Origin of the sequence: Pullulanibacillus pueri (assembly GCF_014639255.1) — a bacterium.
GTDB classification, from domain to species: domain Bacteria; phylum Bacillota; class Bacilli; order Bacillales; family Sporolactobacillaceae; genus Pullulanibacillus; species Pullulanibacillus pueri.
Genome location: NZ_BMFV01000062.1, coordinates 1 through 10,111 on the forward strand (window position 1 = coordinate 1; position 10,111 = coordinate 10,111).

The following is a 10,111-nucleotide window of genomic DNA, read 5'->3' on the forward strand; positions in this document are numbered from 1 at the left end:
ATGCACAAAAATAGTAAAAGGTTAGTCCTTGATTATTATAATTTGGGGCTTGACTAATCGTAGGAAGGGGGCTGGGACAAAACAAAATAATGAAGACAAATACCGTACCATGCAAGTTCAAAGATTGAGTAGGAAAAGGAGAGTGTAGTCAAAATACGGAGACTTAGAAAAACCGGGCGAAAAGCATGCCCGGTCCTTATTAAAACACGGAAAAAGATTTTAATCCCAAAAGGCACCGGGAGCACCCCAGTTGTTTGGAACGCAAGGCGCGAGATTCGGAACACTTATACTCAGTGTGTTCCTCAGCACCGCTGACTCACGGGTGCCTAAACTAGGGTCCTTCGGGAACGGGGCCAGCGTGACTTTACGAGTCAACGTCGGGTGGTTCCGAAAAAGCTTACTTCGAAGCAATATTCGTAGACGCAGGAACAGGGGGCTTTTAATCATAAATACTTTGGAGCACTAAAAGCCCCACTCCAAAGTGAGCTGAGGCCGTGCCCGTGGAAAGCGAAGTCTTTTGACGGAGCGACTCGCCTCATGCTAAGTATAAAGAAAAATCCGTCCATTCAAAGATGTTCGAATTTTTCTTTGAGTGAAAGACTTCTGTCCCAGCCTCCTCATTTTTTAATCGGCTAGTACATCGTGGTAATCCTTATTTCGCTCCATTTTTATCTTGACATACGGACATTGAGGTATAATTTTTTTCTTTTCAGCTCTGGCGAAATCAATAATACGCTTGACCAGTTGTTCAGCAATGCCTTGACCACGAAGCTCTTCAGATACATACGTATGATCCACAACAAGACGATCGTCTTCCAAAGGGCGATATGTAATCTCAGCAATGTCCTTTCCGTCCCGCTCAATATAAAAGCGGTGATGTCCTTCTTTTATGTCCATCCTCATCCCTCCGTTATTGTCTTCCTTTTCTTATTATAACGAGCAATGCTAGGTTCATGCACTCCATCGATATTCAGCTTAAAAAGGTTAACTATACAAAGCAGAAATAAAAATAAATCCTAAACTTCTTATTCTAGGCCTCTGTGGCAATTTGCCAGCGAACACCAAAGGGATCCTCTAAACGGCCAAAGCTTGTCCCCCAAAACATTTTTTCAAAAGGCATGATGACCTTTCCACCCTCTGAAAGCTTGTCAAAAACGGCTTGAGCTTCGGATTCATGAGGAAATTCCAATACCAAATCAATAGGTCCACTCATTTCAGAAGAAGAATCCGCCATAAGGAATTGCTGATCACCTACTTTTAAAACGAGATGCATGACCTTTCCTTTTAAATCCTCTTTGACATTGGGCATTTCATCAAATGTCTTAACTAAAGTAATCTCACCATCTAAGGCCTTAGCATAAAAATCCGCTTGTTTACGCGCATCCCTTGAGAAAATATAAGGCGATAACTTTACCACAAAATCCACCCTTCCTATCCGTTAGTGTCTACTAGTATACCCTATTAATCTTATTTTAAGAATTACCCATTAATATAAAAGCAGCTTAAAAACAGGAGGAGTTTTCATGTCAAAGTTACGTAAATATCAATTATGGATAAGTCTAGCAACATCTCTTTTGTTATTCCTCACAGGAATAACAGGTCTGTATCTCGGATTAAATGCAAATAGCGCTAAACAAAATGCCTTTACTCCAGGACAAGGTACAAATTTTAATGGCGGAGCAGGAAGACCCAATTGGGGAGGGAACAACGCCCAAGGATCAAGTTCAGATGATAGTGGAAGTTCAAATACTGATCAAAATAACGATGGTGGGACTTTCTCTGATTCTGACCAAGCGGGTAGCGATGGCTCTACAGGACAAGACAACATGATGCCAAGGGGCAACTTCTCTGGCGGATTCCCAGGACAAACGCATCGGAGCGCCGTCCTCCAATTTCTCCAGGGGACACATAACGGGACAGATACTCGTTGGATGCTTGATGTCATCTCAGGTCTTTTAATTTTAATTGCACTCGCTGGGGGATTTACGACCATCCAAACGATGAGGAAAGACTCCTCATTAAAGACTGAATAAATACGGTCAAATCCCCTTAGTTTTACACAAGTCGCTGTTATTAAACTCAGCGGCTTTTTTACCGACTTTTGCACTCTTTAGCCTCTCATCATTGATAGTGACCCAATGCTTTTTTAAATAAGAAAAACCGGGCAGATTGCATGCCCAGTCCTCGTTTAGTTATTGAAAAAGTTTTTGTGACCAAAAGACAGCATCAACAACTCATAGATAACCCCAAATCTTACTTCTTAAAAAATGTGGATCACCCCTAAGGATTCTCCACACTCTTTAAATTACCTCTCTCCCTCACGATCTTTTAACAACGGGAAGGTCAGTATAAATTTTGTTCCAACATTCACTTCGCTTTCTACCGTAATCCTGCCTCTATGTTTATCCACAATCCATTTTGCAATCGACAAGCCAAGCCCTGTTCCCTCGTGATGTGTCCGTGAAGTATCCGCTTGGAAAAAGCGATCAAAAATTTGTGTCACATCCTTTTCACTAATGCCGATACCCGTATCTGCGACAGTAATGGTGACTGAATGATGTCCAACACTCCCTGTCAACGTAATGTGACCGTCTTCACCCGTAAACTTAATAGCATTATCAATAAGGATGACTAACAGCTGATGAAGTTTTTCTTGATCGCCCAATATTTTCATCGGTGTGTGCCCTATATTTAAAGTTAAGGTTTTTCCTTGATAGCTCACCATTTCATTAAACTGTTCGTAGATTTGCCTTAAGACCTCATTCAATAAAACCGGCTTTTTTTCTATCTCTATTTGATTGGCATCCGATCTGGCTAAGGTTAATAGGTGCGAGACCATTTTAGATAAACGGCGGGATTCATTTAATGTGATAGAGATGTCTTTAAGCTTGTCCTGTATCATCGCGCGCGGCGATTTTAAAAGCATTTCAATTCTTGATTGAATAATGGTTAATGGTGTCCGCAACTCATGGGAAGCATCAGAAACAAAGGCTTGTTGTTTATCCCAAGCCTGCTGAATCGGTTTAAGTGCTCGCCTCGCTAAAAAGTAACCTGCAGCTACGGCAACAAGACTGGCAAGAATCCAGCCGATCACTATAATCAGGAATAGGGTATGAAGAAGCTTCTTCTGCGTGTCAAGTAACCAGAATTCCACAGTGATGAATTGACCATTCGTCACCATCTCTTTAGAAATAACCCTAAAATAGACGGTCCCCTCTTCGGTTTTTATCTCTTTTTCTTCTATTTCCCCACTATGATCAGGATATAGCTTTTTGATATATTTATCTTCTATGTTACTTTGGTTTTGTATCATTTTTTTATCACTATTCCAAATCACTACGCCACTCGGCTTAAAATCATTTCTCTTGCCTAATCTCGGGTCTCCTAAAAGACTGCCTGGACCACTATGGCTCATTTGATCTGTCAGCAGGTTATCATCTGATCTATAAATAATAGCTTGCGTGTAATAATAAATAGCCGTCCCCAAAATCCCCATTAAAATAATAAAAATAAGGGCGTTCAACAGCGTTAGCCTAATTAATGTTTTTCGAAACATAAAAACGAGCTCCCCTTATTGACTGGCTAACATATAGCCTAGCCCCCTCATCGTCTGCACATCCTTATCATAACCATAAGGTTGAAGCTTCTTCCTAATTTGATGGATGTACACTTCAACAATCCCAATCGTCGTTTCGGAATCAAACCCCCACACGCGATCGTAAATTTGTTCCCGCGTTAAAATTTGTTCTACATTTTGAATCAGATACTCTAAGAGTTCATATTGCTTAATTGTAAATGAAAGGTCATCATCATTAACTGTGACGCGTTTTTTTTGAACATCAATAACAATCCCCTTATAGGTCAATGTTTTATCGAGCATAACCTTTGAACTTCGACGCAAAATAGCACTGATTCTCGCCTTTAACTCCATATTTTGAAAAGGTTTGACAATATAATCATCTGCTCCAAGATTGAGGCCCTTTACACGATCCTCTAACGCGTCCTTAGCGGTTAAAAACAACACGGGTGTATCTATATCCTGTTTTCTCATTCTTTCTACAATTTCAAAGCCATCCATTTCCGGAAGCATAACATCAAGAACAATCGCATCATAGATGTTCTGCTCTGCTAGGTAAAGCCCTTCCTCCCCGTCCATAGCTGTATCAATCGTATATTCATCCGATAAGAGCTGAACAATGGATTCCAGTAATAATTCATTATCTTCAACGACTAAAAGTTTCAAAACCTTTTATGCCTCCTCTTTATCTATGTTTACCATAAAAAATTGGAAAATGCCAAGAACGCTTGAAATAGAAAACCAAGCGTACTTTTAAAATACGCTTGATCAACCTTACATTATTCAAATCGCAAAGCTTGGATCGGATTGAGCTTCGAGGCTTTGTTTGCTGGAAAGACCCCAAATATCACGCCTACGGCCAGTGAAAATAAGAAGGAGGCAAGAATCACGGATAGAGAATAAGCCGCCACTGAACCTGTTGCTAAGGTATAAATTTTTGTGGCGAGCAACCCTAATCCAACGCCAATAATTCCTCCTAAAGCACTGAGAACAATTGCTTCAATTAAAAATTGCAAGAGAATATCCTTCCGTTTGGCGCCAATTGATTTTCTTATGCCAATCTCTTTTGTCCGCTCTGTGACAGAAACAAACATGATGTTCATAATACCAATTCCCCCTACTAATAAGGAAATACTCGCAATCCCTCCAAGAAGCATTGTCATGGTATCATTGACTGAACTCATCGTGTCCATCACATCTTGCTGATTGGCGACACTATAACTATCGGCATCTCCGAAGACCTCATAGAGATTTCTTTCAATCATTAACATCGTTCTATTAATGGTGTCTTGGCTATCCGCTTGAGCGTAGAATTGGGTAATATGGGTCGTCCCTAGAAGACGTTGCGCCGTTGAGAAAGGGATAATGACAGTATCATCACTATTTTGCCCCATGGATCCCCCCTTCGAAGCAAGGACTCCTACCACTCTATAGCTTTCTCCATTAACAAGCACTTTCTGATCGACCGGATTTTCTCTTCCGAAAAGAGTGGTTGCTGTATCACTCCCCAGTACGACGACTTTTTGTCGGTAGTCCATATCAATATCTGTTATAAAACGTCCATTCGATATGGACAGATTCCGAACATCCTCATAGGAAGCATTGGACCCTGTAAAGCTAACAGTTGACGTCGTTTTACCGTTCTTAAGGGTGACTCGTCCAGATAAAACGGGGGAAACATTTTTCACACCATCAATTTCTTTCACTTTATCGACATCATCAAGAGTAAAAGGAATATCCGTATTTGAAATGTTTACTGTCAAAAGATTGGTACCCAAATCATTAATACTTTCACTTACCGATTGACTCGACCCTTGACCAATAGAGACCAGAGTAATAACAGACGACACACCAATAATAATCCCTAACATAGTCAAAAGAGCACGCATTTTGTTTCCTTTAATATTTCTCATGGCCATCTTAATGGATGTGAAGATACTCATGTTCATTCATCCCCACTTCACTCAATTTTCCATCACTAATCCGCACCATCCGCTTTCCCATTTTGGCAACTTCGGGATCATGCGTAATCAGAATAATCGTATGTCCTTGCTGATTTAATTGCGAAAGGACCTCCATAATTTCCTTACTCGTTTGACTATCAAGAGCACCGGTAGGCTCATCGGCTAATAGAATAGGAGGTTCACCGACCAAGGCACGAGCAATGGCAACTCTTTGCTGCTGACCTCCAGAAAGTTGATGTGGAAGATGGCCGGCGCGATCGGCAATGCCTACCTTTTTCAAGCTTTCCATGGCCATTTCTCGACGCTCCTTAGCCTTAGTCCCTCTATAGATTAAAGGGAGCTCCACATTTTCTACAGCTGTCAATCGACTCAAGAGATTGAAATTTTGAAAGATAAATCCTATATTCTCGTTACGAATGGTGGCTAATTGATAATCCTTCATTTTGTCTACTGTTTGGCCTTCTAAAATGTACTCTCCACTATCGGGATGATCCAGGCAACCGATGATATTCATTAAGGTTGACTTCCCTGATCCCGAGGGACCCACTATGGAAACAAAGTCCCCCTTCTTCACTGTTATTGAAGCATGATCCAATGCGGTAACAGTGGTGTCTCCCATTTGATATTGCTTGATGAGATCACGCATATGAATAATTGCCTCTACCATCATTAATTCCCTCCTCTACTTCCAAAACTTCCACCGGAGCGGTTGCCACCCTCGAAATTACCTCCGCCAAAATTACCACCACCGAAGTTTCCTCCGCCAAAACCACCTGGTCCCATTTGATTTTGTTTTTGATCGCCATTGCTATTACCACTTTGACTCATTGTAATTTGCGGCAGTTGAACCGTTTGGCCTTCTTCAAGTCCTGATTTAATTTCTATATAATTATCATTATGTGCACCTGTTTTGACTTCAACTTGTTTTGCATTGTTATTTTCAGCTTGTCCATTAGCACTTTGATCGGTACCATTAGCGGTGGCATTACTGGATTGCTCAGGTACAAGAACATAGGCACTATCCCCATTTTTATGGATGGCATCAACCGGTACATAAAGAACATTGTCAACTTTATTCGTAATAATCTCTGCTGTCGTTGTCATTCCCGATTTCAAGTTTTTAGAACTTTTTAAACGCACCGTCACATCAAAGGTTGAAACACCATTATTCACCGTTCCTGCTTTAGCTACGGATTTTACTGTTCCTGTGTATTTTTTGTCAGGATAGGCATTCACAGTAATATTGACTGTTTGTCCCACTTTAACCTCTGGAATGTCTAATTCATCTACCGATATGACCGTGCTTAAATCTGAATAGTTCGTGAGATGTGCAACCACTTGACCTGCATTAATTCGACTGCCCTCATACACCTGAAGATCTGAAATTGTTCCCGCTGCAGGAGCCTCGAGAACGGTTCCGTCTGTATAAGAAAGAATGTCCTCCCCTTTTTTCACTGTGTCACCATTGCTGACGAGCACTTCATCCACTGTATTGCCTTCTGTTACCGTGATATCTTTATCGGTTGTTGGTGTTAGGCTTCCTGATCCCGTCACCTTAGTTTCAATCGTCCCTTTTTTCACAGTAGCCGTTCGATTGATGGCCACAATCTCCTTTGATTCCCCCTTGGTGACATACCATGTTGTTCCAGCCCCTGCGACAAGAATTAAAGCAATAATAACAATGATCCATTTCTTCATTTTCCCTACTCCTTTTATTTGATGTACTTTGTTTGCTTTTCGATAGACTAAGTATGCAAAATGTTTCTTAACTTTTTATTAATGAATGTTAAGTTCAAGGGGACAAGGGGAATAATGACTTCAATAGAAGGTAAATCTCTATAGGAGACTTTCGAATGAGGAGGCATCACGATGGATTATGAAAAACATCAAAAGGGGTATGAATTTAAGGCGACATACAGCCACCTTAATCACAGCGGACTCCTTTTTATAAGAAATGAAACTGATGGTAGCCTGGTCAGAGAGCTTCCCTTTCCCTGCCAGTTTGAGAAGATTACTGAAGAAGAAGTGCAAAAAGCCATTAATGGCTTTTTTGAACAAATAGAAGAGCGGTAATGCCTCACATAAGAAGTATCGGGCGTAGTCTAAGTTGCACTTATAAGTTCTTCCACTAAGGTATTAATTCTGGCGTAAAATAAAGACACGAGCAGCCTAAATTCCCAAACGAATTTCAGGCTGCTTTTTTCAGCCTAAAAGGTGAGTATATTTGCTTGTATTATTGTTTCATCGGTGCTATGTTGTGTGAAAATGGAGGCGATCACATGAGTATTTATAACTTTTCGGCAAAGACCATTGATGGTGTTGAGAAGTCATTAGCTGATTATAAAGGGAAAGTCTTACTCATTGTCAATACAGCCAGTAAATGTGGCTTCACCCCTCAGCTTAAGGCGCTACAGTCCCTTTATGAAAAATATCGGGATCAAGGATTTGAGATTCTTGGCTTTCCTTGTAATCAATTTATGAATCAGGATCCTGGTTCGAACGAGGACATCAAAAGCTTTTGTGAGATGAATTATGGTGTAAGCTTTCAGATGTTTGAAAAGATTGATGTGAATGGAAAGCATGCCCATCCTCTTTATCAGTATTTAACATCGGAGAAGTCCGGCTTTTTAACCCAAAAAATAAAATGGAATTTTACGAAATTCCTCATCAACAAAGAGGGCAAGGTGATTCGACGGTACGCTCCACAAACCAAACCTGAAGAATTACAGGAAGATATTACGTCTTTACTAAAGGAGTAAATCTTAACTCTTTGCAATAAAAACATGCTATAATTCTTATGTCGCAGAATTATTTAATAATTTAATAATTATTAAATTTTGGGACTGGTTAAATTCTTAAATCACTGTTATAATCGAATGAAAAATCGCCAATTGTTAGACGACATAAGAAAGGGATGCTTATTAGTGAAGCAAGTCATTGATTTTGTTAAGGCCAACTTAGAGAAGGAAAAGCAACCTGCGCATGCTTTAGGTTTTGGTAAGTATTTTACTGACCATATGTTTATGATGGATTATAATGAGGAACAGGGCTGGCATGAACCAAGGATTTTACCCTATCAGCCCTTAACAATGGAACCTTCCTCAATGGTATTCCATTATGGTCAGGCCATTTTTGAAGGCTTAAAGGCTTACAGAACCCCAGAAGGTAAAATTCAGTTGTTTCGCCCGGATAAAAATATTGAGAGACTCAATTTTTCATGTCAAAGAATGAGTATCCCTACTCTAGATGAAGCCCTTGTCTTAGATGCTATTACACAACTGGTAACGATAGAAAAAGATTGGGTCCCAAGTGAAGAAGGTACTTCCTTATATATCCGACCATTTATTATTGCTACCGAGCCTTATCTTGGCGTTAGACCTTCAAAGCGTTATAAATTTATGATTATTCTTTCTCCTGTAGGTTCTTACTATGGGGGGGATCAGCTCAAACCTGTTAAAATCCACGTTGAGGAAAACTATGTTCGTGCCGTTAAGGGTGGTGTCGGCCACGTTAAAACCTCTGGAAACTACGCAGCCAGTCTTAAGGCACAAGAAGAAGCTGAAGCCCAAGGCTATGATCAAGTTCTCTGGCTTGATGCCAAAGAAAATAAGTATGTTGAAGAAGTTGGAAGTATGAACATCTTCTTTAAAATAAATGGTGAAGTTGTCACACCTGAGTTAAATGGGAGTATTTTAGGCGGGATCACAAGAAGTTCTTGCCTTCAATTACTAGATTACTGGAACTTCCCAGTTTCCGAACGAAGGATTTCTATTGAAGAAGTCTTTGAAGCTTATTACCGTGGCGAGCTTGAAGAAGCTTTTGGAGCCGGAACCGCCGCTGTGATTTCTCCTGTTGGAGAATTAAGCTGGAACAACCAAAAGATTACCCTTCCTCCATCCGAAACGGAGACGATTGCTAAACGCTTATACGATGCGATTACAAATATTCAGTTAGGGAAAGAACCCGATCCTTTCCAATGGACTGTCGAAGTAAAATAGGCTATTAAAGTCTCTTAATATGAAGAGGCTGGGACAAAACAAAACAAAATAATGAATACAAAAACCGAACAATGCAAGTTCAAGGAAAAGGAGAGCGTAGTCAAAATACGAAGACTCCTTCGGGAATAGCAACCAGCGTTACTTCTCGAATAAACTTCGAGTTGTTCCGAGAAAGCTGACGACGAAGCGGTACGAGTAGACGCAGGAACAGGGGATTTTTATTCATAAATACTTGGGAAACCAAATTATCCATTCCCAAGTTAGCTGAGGCCGACTAAGGACGATCGACTAAAAGCGCCACGTCCTGTGACAACGTCGATCCTACCCACATCAATACCACCCCTAAAAGTAAAGAGCACTTTTCGGGGACCCCGGTGGTGGGCATGAGGAAAGCGAAGTATTTTGAGAGTGCGCTTCGCCCCATGCTAAGAATAAAGAAAAATCCGTTCATTCAAAAAAGAATGTTCGGATTTTTCTTTGAGTGAAATACTTCTGTCCCAACCTCTTTCCTACGATTAGTCAAGCCCCAAATTATAATAATCAAGGACTAACCTTTTACTATTTTTGTGCAT

General features: G+C 40.5%; 11 protein-coding genes. 4 read left to right on the top strand and 7 right to left on the bottom strand.

Going from position 1 to position 10,111, the window contains the following annotated elements:
- Nucleotides 1–624: 624 nt before the first annotated feature.
- Together IEV91_RS21105 and IEV91_RS21110 are read right to left on the bottom strand one after the other, a co-directional pair.
- Complete coding sequence (locus tag IEV91_RS21105) at nt 625–897, bottom strand: GNAT family N-acetyltransferase (protein WP_188499399.1); 273 nt, start codon at nt 895–897, stop codon at nt 625–627.
- A 133-nt stretch (nt 898–1,030) separates the two neighbouring features.
- Nucleotides 1,031–1,417 carry a VOC family protein gene (locus tag IEV91_RS21110; RefSeq protein WP_188499400.1) on the bottom strand — a complete coding sequence of 129 codons (387 nt, stop codon included), beginning with the start codon at nt 1,415–1,417 and terminating at the stop codon, nt 1,031–1,033.
- Nucleotides 1,418–1,523: 106 nt separating this feature from the next.
- Between IEV91_RS21110 and IEV91_RS21115 the strand changes: the two genes are divergently transcribed.
- The gene (locus tag IEV91_RS21115; RefSeq protein WP_188499401.1) at nt 1,524–2,033 is read left to right on the top strand and encodes a hypothetical protein; all 510 of its coding nucleotides are present in this window, start codon (nt 1,524–1,526) and stop codon (nt 2,031–2,033) included.
- A 272-nt stretch (nt 2,034–2,305) separates the two neighbouring features.
- Here the strand turns inward: IEV91_RS21115 and IEV91_RS21120 are convergent, their stop codons facing one another.
- The 5 genes from IEV91_RS21120 to IEV91_RS21140 all read right to left on the bottom strand — a co-directional run bounded on the left by IEV91_RS21120 (nt 2,306) and on the right by IEV91_RS21140 (nt 7,239).
- Nucleotides 2,306–3,556 (bottom strand): sensor histidine kinase, encoded by a 1,251-nt coding sequence (locus IEV91_RS21120; RefSeq protein WP_188499402.1) that lies wholly within the window; start codon nt 3,554–3,556, stop codon nt 2,306–2,308.
- 15 nt (nt 3,557–3,571) lie between these two features.
- A complete protein-coding gene (locus IEV91_RS21125) occupies nt 3,572–4,243 on the bottom strand; it encodes a response regulator transcription factor (protein ID WP_188499403.1) in 672 nt (223 codons plus the stop codon).
- A gap of 113 nt (nt 4,244–4,356) precedes the next feature.
- Nucleotides 4,357–5,520: an ABC transporter permease gene (locus tag IEV91_RS21130; RefSeq protein ID WP_188499404.1), complete on the bottom strand. Its 1,164-nt coding sequence runs from the start codon at nt 5,518–5,520 to the stop codon at nt 4,357–4,359.
- Nucleotides 5,498–6,208, bottom strand: a complete 711-nt coding sequence (locus IEV91_RS21135) for an ABC transporter ATP-binding protein (RefSeq protein WP_239541464.1) — start codon at nt 6,206–6,208, stop codon at nt 5,498–5,500. Before IEV91_RS21135 ends, IEV91_RS21130 begins: the two co-directional genes overlap by 23 nt.
- 2 nt (nt 6,209–6,210) lie before the next feature.
- On the bottom strand, nt 6,211–7,239 hold the full coding sequence (locus IEV91_RS21140; RefSeq protein ID WP_188499405.1) for an efflux RND transporter periplasmic adaptor subunit: 1,029 nt from the start codon (nt 7,237–7,239) through the stop codon (nt 6,211–6,213).
- Between the two features lie 171 nt (nt 7,240–7,410).
- On the opposite strand from IEV91_RS21140, the gene IEV91_RS21145 reads away from it, so the two are divergent.
- The 3 genes from IEV91_RS21145 to IEV91_RS21155 all read left to right on the top strand — a co-directional run bounded on the left by IEV91_RS21145 (nt 7,411) and on the right by IEV91_RS21155 (nt 9,539).
- Nucleotides 7,411–7,614: a hypothetical protein gene (locus IEV91_RS21145; protein WP_188499406.1), complete on the top strand. Its 204-nt coding sequence runs from the start codon at nt 7,411–7,413 to the stop codon at nt 7,612–7,614.
- A 206-nt stretch (nt 7,615–7,820) separates the two neighbouring features.
- On the top strand, nt 7,821–8,300 hold the full coding sequence (locus tag IEV91_RS21150; RefSeq protein ID WP_188499407.1) for a glutathione peroxidase: 480 nt from the start codon (nt 7,821–7,823) through the stop codon (nt 8,298–8,300).
- A 165-nt stretch (nt 8,301–8,465) separates the two neighbouring features.
- Entirely contained in the window at nt 8,466–9,539 is a 1,074-nt protein-coding gene (locus IEV91_RS21155; RefSeq protein ID WP_229745684.1) for a branched-chain amino acid aminotransferase, read from the top strand.
- Nucleotides 9,540–10,111 lie beyond the last annotated feature (572 nt).